This window comes from Streptomyces sp. NPDC048197 (assembly GCF_043202395.1).
GTDB lineage: Bacteria > Actinomycetota > Actinomycetes > Streptomycetales > Streptomycetaceae > Streptomyces > Streptomyces siderophoricus.
Map to the genome: position 1 here is coordinate 88,858 of NZ_JBIDAJ010000009.1, position 19,884 is coordinate 108,741.

General features: G+C 72.5%; 14 protein-coding genes. 7 read left to right on the forward strand and 7 right to left on the reverse strand.

Translation table 11 applies throughout. From position 1 onward, the window contains the following. Nucleotides 1-2: 2 nt before the first annotated feature. Nucleotides 3-1,973 (reverse strand): amino acid transporter, encoded by a 1,971-nt coding sequence (locus ACGF4C_RS15005; protein WP_393566426.1) that lies wholly within the window; start codon nucleotides 1,971-1,973, stop codon nucleotides 3-5. Nucleotides 1,974-2,270: 297 nt separating this feature from the next. Here ACGF4C_RS15005 and ACGF4C_RS15010 point away from each other — a divergent pair, with 297 nt between their 5' ends. The 4 genes from ACGF4C_RS15010 (at nucleotide 2,271) to ACGF4C_RS15025 (ending at nucleotide 8,463) form a co-directional block, all read left to right on the forward strand. Further along, nucleotides 2,271-4,682 (forward strand): GAF domain-containing SpoIIE family protein phosphatase, encoded by a 2,412-nt coding sequence (locus ACGF4C_RS15010; protein WP_393566428.1) that lies wholly within the window; start codon nucleotides 2,271-2,273, stop codon nucleotides 4,680-4,682. Between the two features lie 27 nt (nucleotides 4,683-4,709). Beyond that, nucleotides 4,710-5,888 (forward strand): MalY/PatB family protein, encoded by a 1,179-nt coding sequence (locus tag ACGF4C_RS15015; protein ID WP_393566429.1) that lies wholly within the window; start codon nucleotides 4,710-4,712, stop codon nucleotides 5,886-5,888. Between the two features lie 479 nt (nucleotides 5,889-6,367). Then, nucleotides 6,368-7,642, forward strand: a complete 1,275-nt coding sequence (locus ACGF4C_RS15020; RefSeq protein WP_393566431.1) for a VWA domain-containing protein — start codon at nucleotides 6,368-6,370, stop codon at nucleotides 7,640-7,642. Then, complete coding sequence (locus tag ACGF4C_RS15025; RefSeq protein ID WP_393566432.1) at nucleotides 7,642-8,463, forward strand: hypothetical protein; 822 nt, start codon at nucleotides 7,642-7,644, stop codon at nucleotides 8,461-8,463. The genes ACGF4C_RS15020 and ACGF4C_RS15025 overlap by 1 nt, the downstream gene beginning before the upstream one ends. Nucleotides 8,464-8,975: 512 nt before the next feature. Here ACGF4C_RS15025 and ACGF4C_RS15030 read toward each other — a convergent pair. The 5 genes from ACGF4C_RS15030 to ACGF4C_RS15050 form a co-directional block, all read right to left on the reverse strand. Next, entirely contained in the window at nucleotides 8,976-10,370 is a 1,395-nt protein-coding gene (locus ACGF4C_RS15030; protein ID WP_393566434.1) for a DUF5685 family protein, read from the reverse strand. A 147-nt stretch (nucleotides 10,371-10,517) separates the two neighbouring features. After that, nucleotides 10,518-10,685 (reverse strand): hypothetical protein, encoded by a 168-nt coding sequence (locus ACGF4C_RS15035; RefSeq protein ID WP_393566436.1) that lies wholly within the window; start codon nucleotides 10,683-10,685, stop codon nucleotides 10,518-10,520. 177 nt (nucleotides 10,686-10,862) lie between these two features. Next, on the reverse strand, nucleotides 10,863-11,135 hold the full coding sequence (locus tag ACGF4C_RS15040; protein ID WP_393566437.1) for a hypothetical protein: 273 nt from the start codon (nucleotides 11,133-11,135) through the stop codon (nucleotides 10,863-10,865). Between the two features lie 201 nt (nucleotides 11,136-11,336). Continuing rightward, nucleotides 11,337-12,719 carry a PP2C family protein-serine/threonine phosphatase gene (locus tag ACGF4C_RS15045; protein ID WP_393566439.1) on the reverse strand — a complete coding sequence of 461 codons (1,383 nt, stop codon included), beginning with the start codon at nucleotides 12,717-12,719 and terminating at the stop codon, nucleotides 11,337-11,339. Nucleotides 12,720-12,826: 107 nt separating this feature from the next. After that, nucleotides 12,827-13,660 (reverse strand): undecaprenyl-diphosphate phosphatase, encoded by an 834-nt coding sequence (locus ACGF4C_RS15050; protein ID WP_362142000.1) that lies wholly within the window; start codon nucleotides 13,658-13,660, stop codon nucleotides 12,827-12,829. Nucleotides 13,661-13,915: 255 nt separating this feature from the next. Here ACGF4C_RS15050 and ACGF4C_RS15055 point away from each other — a divergent pair, with 255 nt between their 5' ends. The 3 genes from ACGF4C_RS15055 to ACGF4C_RS15065 all read left to right on the forward strand — a co-directional run bounded on the left by ACGF4C_RS15055 (nucleotide 13,916) and on the right by ACGF4C_RS15065 (nucleotide 19,368). Continuing rightward, nucleotides 13,916-15,010 (forward strand): acyltransferase family protein, encoded by a 1,095-nt coding sequence (locus tag ACGF4C_RS15055; protein ID WP_393566441.1) that lies wholly within the window; start codon nucleotides 13,916-13,918, stop codon nucleotides 15,008-15,010. A gap of 177 nt (nucleotides 15,011-15,187) precedes the next feature. Further along, on the forward strand, nucleotides 15,188-16,822 hold the full coding sequence (locus ACGF4C_RS15060; protein WP_393566443.1) for a helix-turn-helix domain-containing protein: 1,635 nt from the start codon (nucleotides 15,188-15,190) through the stop codon (nucleotides 16,820-16,822). 83 nt (nucleotides 16,823-16,905) lie between these two features. Continuing rightward, nucleotides 16,906-19,368 carry a SpoIIE family protein phosphatase gene (locus ACGF4C_RS15065; protein ID WP_393566445.1) on the forward strand — a complete coding sequence of 821 codons (2,463 nt, stop codon included), beginning with the start codon at nucleotides 16,906-16,908 and terminating at the stop codon, nucleotides 19,366-19,368. A gap of 36 nt (nucleotides 19,369-19,404) precedes the next feature. On the opposite strand, the gene ACGF4C_RS15070 is transcribed toward ACGF4C_RS15065, so the two are convergent. Continuing rightward, on the reverse strand, nucleotides 19,405-19,815 hold the full coding sequence (locus ACGF4C_RS15070; protein ID WP_393566447.1) for an SRPBCC family protein: 411 nt from the start codon (nucleotides 19,813-19,815) through the stop codon (nucleotides 19,405-19,407). Nucleotides 19,816-19,884 lie beyond the last annotated feature (69 nt).

Below are 19,884 nucleotides of genomic sequence, written 5' to 3' on the forward strand. Positions count from 1 at the left end.
GGTCAGCCGACATGGACACGGGGGCGATGGGAACGGTCGGGTTCGGCCTCGCGGAGGACCTCGCGGGTGACGGGGGCGACTTCGCCCTGGCCGAAGAGGAAGAAACGGAGGAACTGGGCGAAGGGATTCCCTTCGGTCCACTCGAAGTAGATGTGCGGGCGCTTGCCCGTCTCGTCGCGCACGTGCAACAGCAGCGCGGCCAGTGCGTTGGAAATGGTGGAGCTTTCGAGGGCGAGTACGCGATAGCGGTTGTGGAGGACCTCGCCGTGCACGCGCAGCTCGCTCTCGAACTCGGACGGGTCGCGCACGGTGACCTCGACGAAGATGAAGTCGTCGTCGGCCGGGAGGTCGTTGTCGGTGCGGATCTGCTGGAGCTTGTCGCGGTATTCGGCCACGTCGCGCTGGTCGGGCTCGTTCGCGATGAACCGGATCTCGCGGTGGGCGACGTCACGGATGAACCGCTCGGACATGTCATCGAGCACGACGCTGGTCACCCGCAGCTCGAAGGCCCGGGCGAGCCGGGAGAGGAGCGACAGCAGGATGATCCCGGCGATGAAACAGGCGCCGATCTTCACCCCGTCGGGACGTTCGATCACATTCGCCACGGTCGTGTAGAGGAACACCGCCGCGATCACGGCGAAGCCGACGGTCCAGCCCCGCTCCCCGCTCCGCCGGGCGGCGATGGTCACCGCGATCGCGGCGGAGCTGATGAGCACCAGCACACCCGTGGCGTAGGCGCCGCCCTGGGCATCCACGTTGGCGTCGAAGATCCACGTCACCAGGAAGGCAACAGCGATGAAGACCAGCACCATCGGGCGCACGGCCCGTGCCCAGTGGGGCGCCATGCCGTAGCGCGGCAGGTACTGGGGCATGAGGTTGAGCAGTCCTGCCATGGCCGAGGCGCCGGCGAACCAGAGGATGGCGATGGTGGAGATGTCGTAGACCGAGCCGAAGGCGGAGCCCAGGTACTGGTGGGCGAGGTAGGCCAGGGCGCGCCCGTTGGCCGGGCCTCCGGGTTTGAAGGCCTGCTCGGGGATCAACAAGGTGGTGACGAAGCTGGTGATGATCAGGAAGACGCTCATGATCACGGCGGCGGTGGTGAGCAGCTTCTTCGCGCCGCGGATCCGCCCGGTGGGGCGCTCCTCGGTGTCGCCGGCATCACCTTCGATATGCGGCATCACCGCCACCCCGGTCTCGAAGCCGGACAGGCCCAGGGCCAGCTTCGGGAAGACCAGCAGGGCCACGCCGACCATCGCCAGACCGTTGCCGTGCTCGGTGGTGAGCCCCTGGGTCCAGTCGGTCACGACGTGCGGCGCGGACAGGACGTGCCACAGGCCGACCACGACGACCACCCCATTGAGCCCGAGGTAGATCCCGACCAGGACGATCGCGACGCCGATCGCCTCCAGGAAGCCCTTGAGGAAGACCGCGCCGAGCAGGGCGACCAGGATGAGCGTGATGAGCACCTGCTCACCGTGCAGCGCGCTGGTGAGGTGCGGGTTCTCCACCAGGTGGGTGGCGGCGTCGGCCGCGGAGAGGGTGATGGTGATCAGGAAGTCGGTGGCGGCGAAACCGAGCAGGGTGAGGACGAACAGCTTGCCCTTCCAGAAGGACAGCAGCCGCTCCAGCATCGCGATCGACCCCTGGCCGTGCGGGCTCTCCTTCGCCACCCGGCGGTACACCGGCAGCGCCCCGGCCAGTGTCACCAGGACCAGGACGAGGGTGGCCACGGGCGACAGCAGCCCGGCCGCGAGGGCTGCGATACCCGGCTGGTAGCCGAGGGTGGAGAAGTAGTCGACACCCGTCAGGCACATCACCCGCCACCACCGCTGGCCCTGGTGCGCGTTCTGGGGGCCGGCGTGCGGGCCGGGATGGCGCTTGGCCATATCGGTCAGCCCCTCCAGCAGCCATGCCCGCAGGCGATGCCGCGGTCCGGACGAGGTGGAAGGGCCCGCGGGGGCGGAGGGGGGCATCGTGCGCTCCTGTCGTGCCGCGAAAGCGTCCAGCCACCGGCCAGACGGCCAGGTCAGGGTACGGAACCCGGTGGCCTGCGGCGTGGCGGCGCCCGGCGTGCCGCCCGGGGATTCCAGCAGGTGGACCCACCGGACGACGCCGGGCAGCGGAGCCGGATCGACGATCGAAGCACATGGGCATATGCCCGATATGTCACAGTGAAGAGAGGGCGCGACGGCGCGGTCGGCGAACGCATGAGAGGGCAGCCTTCCATGTCCACGGATCGACTCGGATCGGTCACCGAACGGATCAGGTCCTTGCACAGGCGGAGCACGGAGTACGAGGACCTCTTCGACCAGGCTCCGGTGATCTTCGCTGCGCTGAGCGGGCCGCGGCACCGGCTCGAGGCGGCGAATCCGGCGTTCCTGGAGGCGGTCGGCGGCGACCGGGGGCAGACCGGGGTACCGATCGGTGAGCTGCTGCCGGAGCTCGGCCCGCAGGGCGTACTGAACCGGCTCGATGAGGTGTACCGGACCGGCACCGCCTACCGGGCCCGGGGCGCTCGGCTGGTGCTCGGCGCGCCGGGAGCGGAGCGGGAGGGGTATTTCGACTTCACCTACGAGCCGCGCCGGGACGCGGACGGCGCGGTCGACGGCGTGGTGGTGATCGCGGTGGACATCACCGCGTATCACCACACGCAGATCCTTGCCGCCGAGCAGCGGGTGCTGCTGGAGCAGATCGCGCGCGACGCACCGCTCGGCGAGATCCTGACCGGGATGGCGCGGGCGATCGAGGAGTTCTCCCCCGACCTGATCGTCTCGGTGCTGCTCGCCGACCCCGACGGGGCACATCTGCGGCACGGCGCCGGGCCCAGTCTGCCCGCCTTCTACAACGAGGCGATCGACGGGGTGGCCATCGGCCCGGACGTGGGTTCCTGCGGCACCGCCGCGTATCTGCGTGCTCCGGTGATCGTCACGGACATCGCCACCGACCCGCGGTGGGACGGCTATCAGGAGCTGGCGCAACAGGCCGGGGTGGCGGCCTGCTGGTCCACGCCGATCATGGGGGTGGACGGGCAGCTGCTGGGCACCTTCGCGATGTACCACCGCACTCCGAAGGCGCCGAACGACAAGGACGTGGCACTGAGTGGGGCGTTCGCCCGGATCGCGGCCCTGGCGATCGAGCGCCGCCGTGCGCTGGAGGCCGGCCAGGCCGCCCAGGAGAGGGAGAAGGAGGCCCGGGAGGACCTGGCGTTCGTGCTGGACGCCAGCACCGCCATCACCCGTGAACCGCACTACTTCGACTGCCTGCAGTGTCTGGCCCGGCTGACCGTGCCCTCGCTGGCACCACTGTGCACCGTGCACGTCATGGAGGACGGCCACACCCATCGGATCGCGGTGGCCTCGGACGGCCTGGCCGGCGAGAGCCTGCTGTCCGCCCCCGGGCTGAGCGACGAGATCGACGGCGCGGTCGCCCGGGTGCTGGCCTCCGGCGCCACCGAGACGGGCCGAATCCGTGCCACCGGCCCCGAGAGCCGTGCGGCCGCCCCCGAGAGCCGTGTCGTCGGTTCCGAGAGCCGTGTCGCCGGCCCCAACGGCAGTCACGGCCACGACGGCAGTCACGGCCACGACGGCAGTCATGGGCACGACGGCGGCTCCGGTCCCGGCGGCGGTTCCGGTTGCGGCGGGCGTACCGGTCCCGGCAACCACGCCAGCCTTGGCGGCCCCGACAATCGCGACGGCCCGGACGGCGACGCCAGCCGCGCCCGGCTCGACGGTAGCTCCGGCCTCGACGGCAGCCTCCGTCCCGGCACACCTCCCGGGCGGTCGACCGTCACCGGCTATGTGTGTGTCCCGTTGGCGACCCGTGGCCGTACGTTCGGGGTGCTGACCCTGCTGGCAACCGACCGGGAGCTGGACGGGCATGTGATCGCGCTGGCCGAGGAGCTGGCGCGGCGGGCCGCATCGAGTGCCGACAACGCCCACCAGTTCACCGACCGGGTCCGGCTGGCCCGTGAGCTGCAGGCCGGTCTGCTGCCGCCCGAGCTACCGACCGTGCCGGGCGCCGAGCTGGCGGCGTCGTACCACCCCGCCGGCGAAGGGCTCGATGTCGGTGGTGACTTCTACGACGTCTTCCCGCTGCCCGACGACCGCTGGGCGCTGATGATCGGCGACGTCTGCGGGCGCGGTGCGGCGGCGGCCACCACGACCGGCATGGTCCGCCACACGGCGCGGGCCGCCGCGCGCCTTCTGCACGACCCCGCGGCCGTCGTCGCGGCCATCAACGACGCGCTCATCGAGGGCACCAGCGAGGACACCTTCGTATCGCTGATATACGGCGAACTGCGGCGCGAGGGTGGACGGCTCGTCCTGGACATGATGCGCGCCGGTCATGTGCCGCCCCTCATACGCCGGGCCGACGGCACGGTGGAACAACTCGCCCAGCCGGGGCAGTTGCTGGGTATCGCGCCCGGCATCGACGATTCCCCATACCAGATAGCCCTGTCCCCGGGCGACAGCCTGGTGCTGGTCACCGACGGCATCACCGAGGCCCGTGACGCCGACGGCGAGTTCTTCGAGGAACAGCGTCTGGCCGATGCGCTGGTAGCGGTGCGCGGTCCGGCTCCCTCTGCCGCCGCGCTGCTGGAGTCCGTCACCGCGGCGGTGACGGCCTTCGCCGGCGATGCCACCGACGACGACCAGGCCGCGCTGGTCCTCACCGCCTCCTGAACGCGCCGACGCGCCTATCGTTGCCTCATGGAGCCCAGGCCGTCCGACGTTCCCGCCGACGCGAACCCGCTGCGTGCGCTCTCCCTCGACACGCTGCGGCGGCGGACGAGCATGAAGTGGCGTACGTATCCCGCCGATGTGCTGCCGTTGTGGGTGGCCGAGATGGACGTACCGCTGGCCGCACCGGTGGCCCGGGCGATCGCGGACGCGGTCGCGATCGGCGACACCGGCTATCCGGCCGGGACGGCGTACGCCCGGGCGCTGGCCGGGTTCGCCCGCGAGCGGTGGGGCTGGCACGACCTCGCCGTGGAGCGCACGGCGATCGTGCCCGATGTGATGCTGGGCATCGTCGAGGTGCTGAAGCTGGTCACCCGGCCGGGCGACCCGGTGGTCGTCAACTGCCCGGTGTATCCGCCGTTCTACCAGTTCCTCACGCATATGGACCGGCGGGTCGTGGAGGCCCCGCTGGGTGCCGGTCAGCGGATCGACTTCGATGCGCTGGAAGCGGCGTTCCGGGATGCCGTTGCGGGTCGTGGCCGGGGCGCTTACCTGCTGTGCAGCCCGCACAATCCGACCGGCACGGTGCACAGTGCGGAGGAGCTGGCGAGAGTGGCGGCGCTGGCGGACGAGTACGGCGTGCGGGTCGTCGCGGATGAGATCCACGCACCCGTGGTGGCACTGGACGCCGCCTTCGTCCCGTACCTGAGCGTGCCGGGCGCGGAGGGCGGCTTCTCGCTCATGTCGGCGTCCAAGGCGTGGAACCTCGCGGGGCTCAAGGCAGCGCTGGCCGTCGCCGGTCCCGAGGCCGCAGGGGATCTGGCGCGGATGCCGGAGGAGGTCAGCCACGGCCCGAGCCATGTCGGCATCCTCGCGCACACGGCTGCGCTGCGGGACGGCGGCGGCTGGCTCGACGCGCTGCGCGCCGGGCTCGACGAAAACCGCCAACTGCTCGCCCGGTTGCTGGCCGAGCGGCTGCCGGCGGTCCGCTACCGTCCGGCCGCGGGCACCTTCCTCGCCTGGCTCGACTGCCGTCCGCTCGGCCTCGGCGACAATCCCGCCGCGTTCTTCCTGGAGCGCGGCAGGGTCGCCCTCAGTCCCGGCCCGGACTTCGGCACCGGCGGGGCGGGCCATGTGCGGCTCAATCTGGCGGCCTCCCCAGAGGTACTCACCGAGGCGGTCGGGCGGATGGCCGACGCGCTGGACTGAATCGGCCCACGCCGCGAGGGCTGACGCGCTGGCTGAAAGCGGCATGGCGTGAGGGGTCGGCAGGACGCAGGGGGGGGCAGGGCACGAAGTGTCTGCAGGGCGCGAGAGCTCGGCAGGGCGCAAAGGGTCGGCAGGGCGTGAGGGGGCAGCAGGGCGCGAAGGATCGGCAGGACGCAAGGGATCGCCATGGCGCGAGAGATCGGCAGGGCGCAAGAAATCGGCGTGGCGTGAGGGGGCGGCAGGGCGCAAGGTTCGGCATGGCCTGAATGAGCCGCATAGCGCGAGGGATCGGCATGGCGTGAGGGGGCGACGCGTCGCACCGTAACGGGCAGCGGGCTCCCAGTGGGCGGGGCCTCGGTCGGGTCCCGAGCGGGCCCGGCGGCGTGTGGCCGATCCCGTTCCTCCGGGCGCCAACTCCCCCTGCAGTCGGCCCCGGCGATCGTTTTGGTGTGGGGCGGATTTCTCCATACGATCCAGCGATGATCACAAGAAAACGGCTGGCGGCCGGGGTGTGCGGGCTGTTGGCCGCGATGGCCGTCGCCCTTCTTCCCACACCCGCCAGCGCCGGGGAACCGGATGCGAAGACCGCTCCCAAGGTGGAGCTGACCCTCGACGTCAGCGGCTCGATGCGGGCCCGCGACATCGACGGTCAGAGCCGGATGTCCGCCGCGAAGCAGGCGTTCAACGAGGTGCTGGACGCCGTACCGGACGGCGTCCAGCTCGGCATACGGACGCTCGGCGCCGACTACCGCGGTGAGGACCGGAAGACCGGCTGCAAGGACACCCGTCAGCTCTACCCAGTGGGGCCGCTCGACCGCACCGAGGCGAAGACCGCGGTGGCGACGCTCAGCCCGACCGGCTGGACGCCCATCGGACCCGCCCTGCTGGGCGCGGCGCACGACCTCAAGGGCGGCGACGGGTCCCGGCGGATCGTGCTGATCACCGATGGCGAGGACACCTGCGCCCCGCTCGACCCGTGCCAGGTGGCCCGGGACATCGCCGCGCAGGGCATCCACCTCACCGTCGACACGCTCGGTCTGCTGCCGGACGCCAAGACCCGTAAGCAGCTGAGCTGTATCGCGGAGGCGACCGGCGGGACGTACACCTCGGTGCAGCACACCAAGCAACTCCGCGACCGTGTGCACCAGTTGGTGGAACGGACGGCCGATCCGGTCGTCACGCCGGTGGCCACCCAGGGCGCGCAGAGCTGCGCCGGCGCGCCGAAGCTGAAGCCGGGGCTCTACAGCGACCGCGAGAAGTTCGCCGAGCACCGCTGGTACCAGGTCGACGTCCGGCCCGGCCAAGAGCTGCGGGCCTCGGTGAGTGTGGCCGCCGACCGTGCGGTCAACAACGACTACGGCGTGCTCCTGCGGGCCTCGACGGAGCACGGGCGGGAGTTGGTGCGCGGCGCGGAGGCGGGTGACGGGCGGACGGATGTGATCTCGTCCGGTCTGCGCTATCCCGAGCCGCCGGCCGATGCCCCGGACGGTGCGGACGAGCCGCCGGCGAAGACGGTCTGCCTCCAGGTCAGCAACTCCTTCTCGGCGCCGCCTTCGGTCAAGACCGAGCCCGGTATGCCGGTCGAGCTGGCCATCGACGTGGTGGACGGTCCGAGCGACGCCTCCGACGCGGCGTTCTTCGGGCTCGGCCACGGCTGGTGGCTGCTGATCACGCTGGCCCTCACCGGACTGGTGGCCGGTCTGGTCTGGGGCTGGATCTCCCGTTGGCGCGTCTCCGTCTGGAGGACCAACTGATGCGCACCGTACGCAGGATGCTGATGACCGCCGCGCTGGCCGGGGCGGGTCTGCTCGGTGTGGCGGGGCCCGCGGTCGCCGACACCGCGACGCCGAGTCCGAGCGCGAGCGCGGAGGCGGCGCCGACCGAGGCCGGCACCTCGTTCCGTACGGCGACCGCCATCAAGCCGGGGCAGCCCGCGACGGCCGATGCGTCCACCGGTGACTACCTCTACTGGGTGCTGCCGGTCGACGCGGGACAGCGCGCCACGGTCACCGCCACGGTGACGCTGCCGGCCGCCGCCCGGCACGGTGCGGCCACCTGGCAACTGGACGTCTACGACGGGCTGCGCCGGCGGCAGCCGTGCAAGTACGGCGCTCCGACCAAGGCCGCGGCCCAGGGCGCCGGTTCCGTCGAGCTGACCTGCACGTTGCGGACGGTGCGCGCCTGGGCGGAGCCGTGGGCCAACGACCCGCTGCCCGGCAGCTATTACGTGCGCCTGACGGTCGTCGATCTTCCGCAGGAGGACCTGGGACTGCCGGTCCATGCCAAGGTCGAGGCCGGCACGGCCGACCAGGGCGGCGCCCAGGCGGTGGACGGCACGCTCGCCGCTCCCCTGGTGCCGGGCGCCGGTACGGCCACGCCGCAGTCCGACGGGGCTACGCCGTCGCCGCGGCCGGCGGCCATGGCGGAGCCGGACGGTGGCTGGTCCTCCGGCTGGTGGTCGGACCGCTGGCTGTGGACCGCGGCCGGCGGGCTGCTCGCGGCCCTCGGGGGCATCGCCGGCTATTCCGTCACCCGCGGCTCCGGCCGCCCGTCACGGGTGCCGCCGGGCGCCTGACCCGAGCCGCACGGCGGGGCGGGGCGGGGCGGTCACAGCATCGTGCCGTGACCGCCCCGCTCGTCATTGCGCTTCGTCGCTGAGCTTTCATCATTGAGCCGCGTCGCTCAGCCTCTTCACTGAGCTCGTCGCTGAGCGTTGTCGCTGAGCCTCGTCACCGAGCCGCGTTACTGAGCTCGTCGTTGACTTCGCCAGTCGGCCACGTCGGTCAGATACGGCGGTCAGCCATGCGCGGCGATCAGCCAGATACGGCCTTCAACCATGCACGGCCTTGAGTCATGCCCGTCGGTCAGTCATGTTCGTCGGTCGCTCATGCCGTCGGTCAGTCGTGCTCGTCGGTCGCTCATGCCGTCAGGCAGCCAGGCAGCCAGGCAGCCAGGCAGCCAGGCAGCCAGGCAGCCAGGCAGTCAGGCAGTCAGGCAGTCAGGCATGCTCGTCAGGCCTGCCGTCAGCCGTGCAAGTGCGCCTTGTGACGGGGTACTTCGGCGGCCGGCGCTCCCGTCGCCGGCACGTCAGCCGCAGTCGCAGCAGCTGCAGCAGTCACAGCAGTCGCATCCGCTGCAGGGGTCGCAGCTGTCGCAGCAATCGCAGTCCTGGCAGCATCCCTCGCGCTTCTTGCGCGACCAGGCGCCCTCGTACTCCTCCGCGCAGCACACCTTGCAGGTGCAGCACAGGCCGATGGCCACCGCGCAGCCCGCGAAGAAACCCCGGGGCTTCTTCGGCTGGTGCGGGAAGTGCGGCAGGCCGCCACCGTTACCACCGTCCCCGCCGTTGCCGCCGCCCCCGTGTCCTCCGCCGTGGCCGCCGCCGTGACCACCGGGCGGCACCGATCCCCCCGCGTAAGGATTCTGGCCGTGAGGATTCTGCCCGTAGGGATTCTGCGCGTAAGGATTCTGCGGGGCGTTCAGGTACGGCCCCTGGGCGTACGGTCCGCCAGCCGGCGGCTGACCGTACTGCGGCGGCTGGCCGTACGGAGTCGGCTGACCGTACGGAGTCGGCTGGCCGGGCCCGCCCTGATGCGGGTGGGAGGCATGCCCCTGGTGGGAGCAGGCCGCGGTGCCGAAGGCGCGGTCCACCGACCGCCGCAGTTCGTGTACCAGCAGCACGTGCACCAGGGCGGAGTCGGTGAACTCCACGTCGCGCAGGGCGAGGCGGATGCCGTGCAGCGCGTCGTCGCAGAGCCGGCGGGCGTCGGCGGTGCTCGCGCCGGTCGCGGTGAGCGGGTTCCAGGCGCCCTCGGCGGCGTCCGCGGCCCGGTCCTCCACAGCGTCGAGGAGGTGCGCCAGCCGCCCGAAGAGCCGGCCGGCCTCGGCCAGTGGCGCGGCGTTTCCGGGCCGGCCGGCGAGTACGGCGGTGTGGGCGAAGGCGGCGGCGGTCGCGGTCTCGGTCGGTTCGGTGATGACCGTCAACGGCGTGCCCGGTCCGGCCAGTTGCTCGATGGCCGGCTGGCGGTCGACCGCGTCGACGAGGACGGAGGTGTCGAAGCCGAGGGTGGCGCCGGTGCGGGCTCCGGCCCGGTCCCAGCCGGCGGCGACCCGGCGCGCAGCGGCGGCCACCGGGCGGCGGCGCAGCAGACCGTTCCGGTCGGCGACGTGGTCGCGGATCTTCGCCGAGGCGAGCACGAGGGACACCGAGGCGGCGAGCCGTGCGCCCTCGCCCTGCGCCACGGAGGCGGTGCGCATGCCGCGGAGCGGGCAGGGGCCGGCGGTGCGCCGGCCGGCCTCCGTGCGTCCGGCCTGGGCGTCCGTCAGGACGGAGACGATCAGCCCGTCGTAGTTGGTGACGACCCGGGCGAACTGTCCGTGGTCGCCGCGCAGCGCGAGGCACAGACCGCAGAGGTGTGCCATCCATTCGGCCTTGAGCCCTTGGGACAGGCGATGGCTGCAGGGCCTGACGATTCCGAACATGTGCGATCCCCCGTGAGACGTCGGACGGTGCTGCCGCGGCGCGCGGCGGCAACGGCTGAAGATCGTACCGATCCCACCGCTGACCTGGGACACCCCCTGGGGAGGGCCGCTTCGGTCAGGTGGCCAGGTGGTCGAGTGGTCAGGTGGTCAGGTGGTGCGGCGGGCGGGTAGGGCGTCGGGCCGGGCCGCCCGGTGCGCGAGGCCGTCGAGGGCGCGGGTGGGCGCCAGGCCGGGACCCCACCGGGTCGGACCGCCGGTCGCCAGGCGCCCCAGGACCGGGCCGGTCATGTCCGAGAGGGGCCGGGGGATGACCATCGGGCGATCGTAGGCGACCCGCGCCGTCCCCCGGGACGGGCTGTTCGCTCACCAACGGGCAGCGTGCCGCGCTCAGTTCAGCCCGGTAGGGGACGGCCTGGTCGTAGCACGCCGTTCGGCGCGGACCGGGACGGCCTGGGCGTCGCGTTCAGTTCGGCGCGGACCGGGACGGCGTGGTCACCGCTTGTCCGGGGCGGGGACCAGCACCATCCAGTCGTCCTTGCCCTCTTCCTCGTGCAGGTAGCCGATCATGGTGGGGTGCGGCCCCGGATAGGCCGGGCCCTCGTTGCGCACCCCGGAGGCGCTGCCGGTGTCCGTGCGCCCGAGAAGCACCGCCAGGGCGAGGAAGGGCAGTACGGCCGCCGAGAGCGCTATCCCCGTGCTCCTTCTCCCGCTCCTGCTCTCGCTCTTGCCCCTACTCCCGCTGCCGCTGCTGGTCTTCGGTCTCACAACTTCCCCCGGGTCCATGTGGTGTGCCACCTGGGCATCTTCCTCCATGCCGCTGTGCGGGCCGTCGCCGGGGTCTCACACGGGGCCGCTATCGCATGTCCCCCGGCCGGATCGACCTCTGGGGAACAGTCCTGACAAACCGTCGGGGCACATCCCGAGGAACCTTCCTGGCAAATCGCCGGAACGACCCCTGACGCATCGTCAGGACTCGTCCCCGGCGGTCCCCTCCCGCCCCAGGGTTTCCGGGTGCCGGCGGATCCGGGCGGCGAGGACGGCGACGTCGTCCTCGGCGTGCAGGCCGTCGAGGTGGTCGAGGACCTCGTCGAGGACCTGCTCGACGTCGGCTCCGGCGGGGAGGCGGAGGCGGGAGAGCCGGGAGAGCGAGGTGTCGATGTCCTCGCCGCGGCGTTCGACCAGGCCGTCGGTGAACATCAGCAGGGTGTCGTCGGGGGTGAGGGTGCGGGTGATCTGTTCGTAGCCGCCGGTGCCGGTGCTCAGGGGCGGGCCGACGGGGACCCGGAGGAGGTCGGCGGTGCCGTCGCCGCCGAAGACCACCGGGGAGAGGTGGCCGGCGCTGGCGAACGCGGCGATGCTGCGGGCCGGGTCCACCCGGGCGAGCAGGCAGGTCGCCGGGCGGCGGGACTCGTCCCCGGCCACCGCGGTGTCCAGCTGGCGCAGGACGCGGTGGGGCGGCAGGTCGGTCGAGGCGACGTAGCGGAGGCTGGAGCGGTAGGCGTTCATGTCGACCGCGGCGTCGAGGCCGTGGCCCATGACGTCGCCCATCACGAGCAGGGTGCGCCCGTAGTGCAGCCGGACGGTCTCGAACCAGTCGCCGCCGACCAGCGCGCTGCTGCCGGAGGGGAGGTAGCGGGTGGCGAGTTCGAGGTTGGGGTGCGGGCGGCCCGGTTCGGCCAGCAGCGCCCGTTGGAGGTCCATCGCGGTGCGCTGCACCGAGGAGTGCCGGCGGGCGTGGGTGAGATGGGCGGCCGCCAGGCGGGCCGCGTGCAGGACGGTGGCGGTCTCGTCCGCGCTGAAGCTGCCGCCGGCGCGGAGGACGATCAGTACGCCGTGGCGGCGGCCCTGGGCGGACAGCGCCACCGCGAGGGCCTGGGCGGACATCCCGCCGGAGAGGACGGCCCGGGCGGTGACGGGGCGGTCCTCGGCCAGGGCGCGCAGGAGGGGGGAACCGTTCCCCGGGCCTTCCGATCTTTCCGGGCTTTCGGGTCCTTCGGCTCCTTCAGGACCTTCACGACCCTCGAGGCCTTCGGGGTCGTCGTCGGGGAAGCGGGCTTCGAGCACCTTGACCAGGCCGGCCGAGGCCACCCGGCGGAGCGCGGGGGCCTCGGCGGGCCGGCGGGCCGCGGTGGCGTCCTCGGGGAGGAGTTCCACCGCGGCGGCGTCGCCGATGTGCCGGCACAGGAAACGGGACAGCTCGGTGCAGGTCGTCCGGGCGTCGAGCGTGGTGCCGATGCACTCGGCGGCTTCCTCCGTGGCGCGCAGCCGTTCCTCCGTGGCGCGCAGCCGGGCCCGTAGGCGGGTGTCCTCGGCGTCCCGGCCCGCGTCGTCCGAGCGGTCCCGGTTCATTACGGCCACCTCCAGGGCGCTACGCCCGCTATGGGCGGGCTTGCTGGTGTTGCACCCATATCACCAGCGGGACCGGATCCCGGTCCGGCGCGGCGGCCGCGGCGGGGTCAGTTGAGGACGCCCATGCCCAGCAGGCCGAAGAGGAGGGCACCGATGAGGATGCGGTAGACGACGAAGGAGTTGAAGGAGTGCTTGGCGACGAACTTCAGCAGCCAGGCGATCGAGGCGTAGGCGACGACGAAGGAGACGACGGTGCCGACGGCCAGCGGGGCGATCGCGGCGCCGGAGCCGATGGCGTCCTTGAGCTCGTAGATCCCCGCGCCGGTGAGGGCCGGGATGCCGAGGAAGAAGGACAGCCGGGTGGCGGCGACCCGCTCCAGGTCGAGGATGAGCGCGGTGGACATGGTCGCGCCCGAGCGGGAGAAGCCGGGGAAGAGCAGCGCGAGGATCTGCGAGCAGCCGACCCACATGGCGTCCTTGAGGGAGGTGTCGTCCTCACCGCGCTTGTGGCGGCCCATCTGGTCGGCGGCCCACATGACGCCACTGCCGACGATCAGTGAGCCGGCCACCACCCACAGGGAGGCGAGCGGGCCCTCGATCAGGGGCTTGGCGGCCAGGCCGACGACGACGATCGGGAGGGTGGCGAAGATCACCCACCAGGCGAACTTGTAGTCGTGGTGGTAGCGCTCCTCCTTGTTGGCCAGCCCGCGGAACCAGGCGCCCACGATGCGCACGATGTCCTTGCCGAAGTAGACGAGCGCGGCGGCGATCGCGCCGACCTGGATGACGGCGGAGAAGCCGACGACGGCCTTGTCGTCGACGGGGATGCCCATCAGCCCCTCGGTGATCTTGAGGTGGCCGGTGGAGGAGACGGGGAGGAATTCCGTCACCCCCTCCACGGCTCCGAGGACGACGGCTTGGCCGATGCTGATCGCGCTCATGGGATCCATTTCTCGGGACGGGTGGACGGTGGGCGCAGGCACGCCTCGGCGCGTGGGGCGGTCTGGTGGATCGGCCCGGCCGACCCGGACGACACGCCTGGCGCGATGAGTGACTTTACTGGGGGTTTCGCCGTCGGGCCGACGGGCAGGCCCCTGCGGGCCGGCTGAGCGGACCGGGATGCGCGGTGCCTGCCCGGGCCCCTACAGTGCGGGACGGTCTACAACACTGTAGACGACCGAGGGGAGGAACGACCCATGACCGCGGCCCCGCTCCGCCGCCGCTCCACCACCGCCTCGGCGCGCGCCCCCGCCCCGGCCGCATCCCAGGGCACACCCCCGGCCGCGGACAAGGCCGGCGGCACCCGGCGCGACGCCTACTTCGACAATGCCAAATACCTGGCCATCGTATGGGTGGCGATCGGCCACGCCTGGGAGCCGTTCTACGCCGGAAGCCGGACCTCGGCCGCGCTCTACCTCGTGCTGTACGCCTTCCACATGCCGGCGTTCATCGTCATCTCCGGCTATTTTTCCCGGAGTTTCACTTTCCGCCCCGAGCAGCTGCAGCGACTGGTCACCGGCATCGCCGTCCCCTATGTCCTGTTCCGCACGGCTTACGCCCTGTTCCGGTACGCGGCCGGTGATCAGCCGGACCTCTCGGTCGGCCTGCTGGATCCGTGGTTCCTCACCTGGTTCCTGCCGGCGCTGTTCATCTGGCGGCTCACCGCCCCGCTGTGGCGGATCATCCGCCTGCCGGTGCCGGTCGCCCTGACGATCGCCGCACTCGCCTCGGCCTCCCCGGAGATCGGCAGTGATCTCGATCTCCAACGGGTGCTGCAGTTCCTGCCGTTCTTCGTGCTGGGCATGTGCCTTTCCCCCGAGCACTTCCGCCTGCTGCGCCGCCGGGCGGTGCGGATCGCGGCGGTGCCCGTGGTGCTGGGCGCGACCGCGTTCGCGTACTGGGCCGTGCCGCGGATGAACGACGCGTGGTTCTACCACACCGACAGCGCCCAGAAGCTGGGGGCGCCGTGGTGGGGCGGCATGCTGATGCAGCTGGCCACGTTCGGCTGCTCGCTGGTGCTGACCGCCTGCTTCCTCGCCTGGGTGCCGGGCCGCCGGATGTGGTGCACCACCCTGGGCGCCGGCACCCTCTACGGCTATCTGCTGCACGGCTTCCTGGCCAAGGGCTCGCGCTGGTGGCACTGGTACGACGCGGCCTGGGTCGGTACGCCGTGGGGCCACGTCGTGGTGACGCTGATCGCCGCCGTGGTGGTGACGCTGCTGTGCACCCCGCCCGTACGGCGGGTCTTCCGGTTCGCGGTGGAGCCACGGATGCGCTGGGCCTTCCGCTGACCCGTCCGCGGCCGCGGAGCTCCCGGCCAGGAGCAGCAGTACTGTTGGCGTGGCTCATACGTGCCGTAGCGGCCCCGACTTTGGCCGACCGGCTGCTTGGCGGCCGGGATCGTATGCGCCACAAGAGGGCCTGCGCCGTCCGGCCCGGGCCGAACCGACCCAGCAGAGGCGCTGATCATGGAAACAGCCGCAGCCGCGGCGGCATCGCCGCCCCGTACCGGCATCAGCCTGCGCCAGCTGCTGATGTCGCTGGGCGAGCCGCTGGTCGAGCTGCAGGCGGCGCCCGCCGGGCTGGACGTCGAGATCCGCAGCGTCGCCCTGCTCGACCCCGAGGATCCGCCGATGGCCCGCCCCGGCGAGCTGATCCTCGCCATAGGCGCCCGCGGCCGCGCCGCGTTCCCCGCGCTGCGGGCCGGCGGGCGCGACGGGGCGGCCGCGGTCGCGGTCAAGCTCGACGCCCCCGGCCAGGCCGCGGCGCTCAGCGAGACCGCCGTCGAGGCCGGCATCGCGCTGCTGTCCGTGCGCAGTGAGGCGCGCTGGGAGCAGATCGACGCACTGGCCCGGGCGGCCCTGGAGAGCGCGCCGCCGGGGCTGCCCGGAGCGGGCGACGAGGAGGGCGACCTGTTCTCCCTCGCCCAGACCACCGCCGTCCTCACCGGCGGCATCGTCAGCATCGAGGACACCGCGAACCGGGTGCTGGCGTACTCCCGCTCCACCGACTCCGACGAGGTCGACGATCTGCGGCGGCTGTCCATCCTGGGCTGGCACGGCCCCGAGGCGTATCTGGCCCGGCTCCGGAAGTGGGGGGTCTTCCAGCGGCTGCGCGCCTCCGACGAGGTGATCCGCATCGACAGCCATCCGGAGCTGGGCATCCGCGCCCGGCTCGCGGTGGCGATCCGGTCCGGGGAGCGGCAGCTGGGCACCATCTGGGTGCAGGAGGGCTCGACGCCGCTGACCGACCACTGCGACCAGGCGCTGCTGGGCGCCGCCCGGGTCGCCGCACAGCATCTCGTGCGCCGCCGCCGGGAGCTCTCGGCGGATCTCACGCTGACCCGCACCCTGGCGGCCGGGCTGCTGGAGGGCACCACCGGGCCGCAGCCGCTCGCCTCCCACATGGGCCTCGACGCCGCCCGCCCGGCGGCCGTCCTGGGCTTCTCCTACGGGACCGAGGCCCCGCCGCCGGAGCTGGCCCGCGCCGAGGTCGGCAACCTGATCTCGGTGCACACCGCCGCCCGGCACCGCAGCGCCCTGGTCACCCAGGCCGACTCCCGGACCTACGTGCTGTTGCCGCAGCTGCCGCGCAGCATCGACCTCGGCACCCTGCGCTGCTGGGGGCAGGAGATCACCGACGCGGTCCGCCGCCACCTGGGACTGTCGTTGCGCGGCTCGGTGGGCTGCATCGTGCCGGCGCTCGGCGAGGTCCCCGAGTCGCGGCGGGAGGCGGACCGCATCCTGGACGCCATGGTGAGCGTGGGCGTCGCCACCACCGTCGCCGCGCTGCCGGACATCCAGGCGGAGGTGCTGGTCAGCGAGGTGCTGACGCTGCTCTCCGGCCATCCGGAGATGCGTGATCCGCGGCTGACCGCGCTGGTCGCGCACGACAGCCGCAACCAGGGGCAGCTGGCCGAGACCGTGCTCGCCTATCTGAACGCCTTCGGCGACGTCCGGGCCGCCGCCGCCCAGCTGCACGTGCACCCCAACACCCTCCGCTACCGGATCCGGCGGGCCGAGGAGCTGACCGGCCTCGACCTCGGCCGCCCCGACCAGCGCCTGCTGGCCATGCTGCAACTGCGGCTGCCGCCGGCCTCCTGATCCGTCACCGGGTGCAGCGGCTGTCGGTCGGTAAAACTCCTAGACTGGCCGAGATGCTCCCTTGAGCCGACGGACTGGCGATCATGAGCTCCGACAAGGCACGGCCGGGCGGTTCCGGCCGGGCGGGTGACCTCGCGAAAGCGGCCACGGCCGAACTCGACGCACAGGGGCTGATCGTCTCCTGGACCGTGGCCGCGCAGCGACTGCTCGGCTACCGCGCCGAGGAGGTCCTCCACCACCCCGCGGCGGAACTGCTGGCGCTGCCCGGCGACAGGGAACGGGCGGCCGCGGTCGCCGCGTGGTGCCGGACCGGCGACGGCTGGGGCGGTTCGGTGGCCGCGCGCCACCGCGACGGCCGCGATCTGCAGCTGGCCGTCCAGGTCACGCCGGTGCTCGACGGCGCCGGCGGGGAGCGGTGGTCGGTGTTCGCCCTGGAGGAGTGGCGGACGCCGGGCGGCGGGGTCAACCAGCTGATGCTCGAACCGTTCCTGGCGCACGCCCCGGTCGGCATGGCCGTGCTGGACACCGAGCTGCGCTACGTGTGGGTCAACGACGTGCTGGAGCGGCTGATCCCCCTCGAACGCCGGCTGGGGCGGACGGTGGACCAGGTCCTGCCGCCGCTGGAGGCCGAGGCCTTCCACGAGCGGATGCATCGGGTCCTGCGCACCGGCACCCCGGTGATGGACTACGAATTCCGCAGCCCCACCTACGCCGACCCCAGCCAGGAGCGCGCCTACTCGGCGTCCTTCTTCGGGCTGGCGGATCCGCAGGGCCGGCGGATCGGCATCTGGTACATGGTCATCGACGTCACCGAGCGCTGGCGGGCGCAGGAGCGGCTGGCCCTGCTGAACGACGCCAGCGCCCGGATCGGCAGCACGCTGGACGTCACCCGCACCGCCCAGGAGCTGGCCGACGTCGCGGTGCCGGCGCTCGCCGACTTCGTCGCCGTCGATCTGCTGGACTCGGTCCTCCGGGGCGACGAGCCGGTGCCCGGGCCGGTCGACAGCAGTCTGCTGATGCGGCGCTGCGGCCAGCAGTCGGTCAACGAGGGCTGCCCGGAAGCGGGCCTGGCGGTCGGCGAGGCCGTACGGCGCTCCCCGGCCTCACCCATCACCCGCTGTCTGCTGGCCGGCGAGTCCCTGGTGGAGGCGGCGCTGGACCAGGCGTCCAGTGCCTGGGTCACCGAGGACCCGGCACGCGGCGCGGTGATCCGGGCGTACGGGTTCCGGTCGGTGATGGTGGCGCCGGTGCAGGCCCGCGGGGTGACGCTGGGCGCGGCGACGTTCTTCCGCTCGCGCCGGCTGGGGCCGTTCAGCGCGGACGACGTGCGGCTGGCCGAGGAGTTGGTGGCGCGGGCCGCGGTGTGCGTCGACAACGCGCGCCGCTACACGCGGGAGCGGACCGCGGCGCGGGTGATGCAGCAGAACCTGCTGCCGCACGAACTGACCGGCGGCTCCGCCCTGGAGGTCGCGTCCTGGTACTTCCCTGCCGACGCGCCGAGCGGGGTGGGCGGCGACTGGTTCGACGTGATCCCGCTGTCCGGCGCCCGGGTGGCGCTGGTCGTCGGGGACGTGGTCGGCCACGGCATCAATGCCGCGGCCACCATGGGCCGGCTCCGGACGGCGGTGCACACCCTGGCCAACCTCGACCTGCCGCCCGATGAGCTGCTGGCCCGGCTGGACGACCTGGTCATCGGCCTGGTGAAGACCTACGGCACCGAGCCGGCACCGGACACCGGGAACGCCACGGTGGCCGCCACCTTCATGGGCGCGACCTGTCTGTACGTGGTCTACGACCCGGTCAGCCGGCGGTGCTGCCTGGCGCGGGCCGGCCACCTCCCGCCCGCGGTGGCCGGGCCGGACGGCACGGTCGAGCTGGTCGACCTGCCCGCCGGTCCGCCGCTGGGGCTGGGCTCGCTGCCGTTCGAGGCGGTCGAGCGTGAGCTGCCCGAAGGCAGCCTGCTCGCGCTCTACACCAACGGGCTGATCGAGACCTGCGATCCGGACATCGGGGTCGGGCTGGCCCGGCTGAGCGGCGCGCTGACGCCGCCCGGGGCGACGCTCACGGACATCGGCGGGCGGGTGGTCAAGGCGCTGCTGACCGGGCCGCCGTCGGACGACGCGGCGCTGCTGCTGGCCCGTACCCGTGCGCTGGGTGCGCACCAGGTGGCCTCCTGGGACCTGCCCGCCGACCCGGCCGTGGTCGGCAACGCCCGGGCGCTGGCCGGCCGGCAACTGGCCGAATGGGGCATGGAGGAGCTGCAGTTCACGACGGAGTTGGTCGTCAGCGAGCTGGTCACCAACGCGATCCGGCACGGCACCGGCCCGATCACCCTGCGACTGATCCGGCAGGACGGGCTGATCTGCGAGGTCTCCGACGGCGGCAGCACCGCGCCGCATCTGCGCCATGCCCGGACGACCGACGAGGGCGGCCGCGGGCTGTTCATCATCGCCCAGATGACCCGGCGCTGGGGCACCCGCTACACGCCGACCGGCAAGATCATCTGGGCCGAGCAGGACCTGCCGTCCGAGGCGGACGCGGGGTGACGGCCCGGCCGGAGGCGGGGTGACGGCCTGGCCCGGTCACGGCCGCGGGCGTTCCAGTACGGCCTTGAGCGTTGCCAGTTCGGTGTCGACCAGGGCGGTCTGCCGGCGGAAGTCCTCGTCGGAGAGGGTCGGCGGGCGGAAGAACGTGATCATGAAGTCGGCGCCGGCGCCGTTGGGCACGACGCGGGCGGGCACCTGCCAGGAGGCGGTCTCGTCGAGGTAGTCGTGGTCCAGGACGCCCAGCGCGGCGTGCGGGCGGATCCGGAGCCTGGCGGGCCCCTGCGGGGTGGCCATCCGCCACCACTGCGGGTCCTCGGTGGGTTCGACGGACCGGACGTTCACCACGGCCCACTGCGGCCAGTTGGCCGGGTCGGCGAGAAAGGCGAACACCTCGTCCGGCGGGCGGTCGATGGTGACGGTCTTGGTGACCGAGCGACTGGTGCTCATGGCGGGCCCTTTCCGGTGCCGTGCTGTGTGTATAGCCATTGCATATAGACAGCACATTGCTATTCTGAC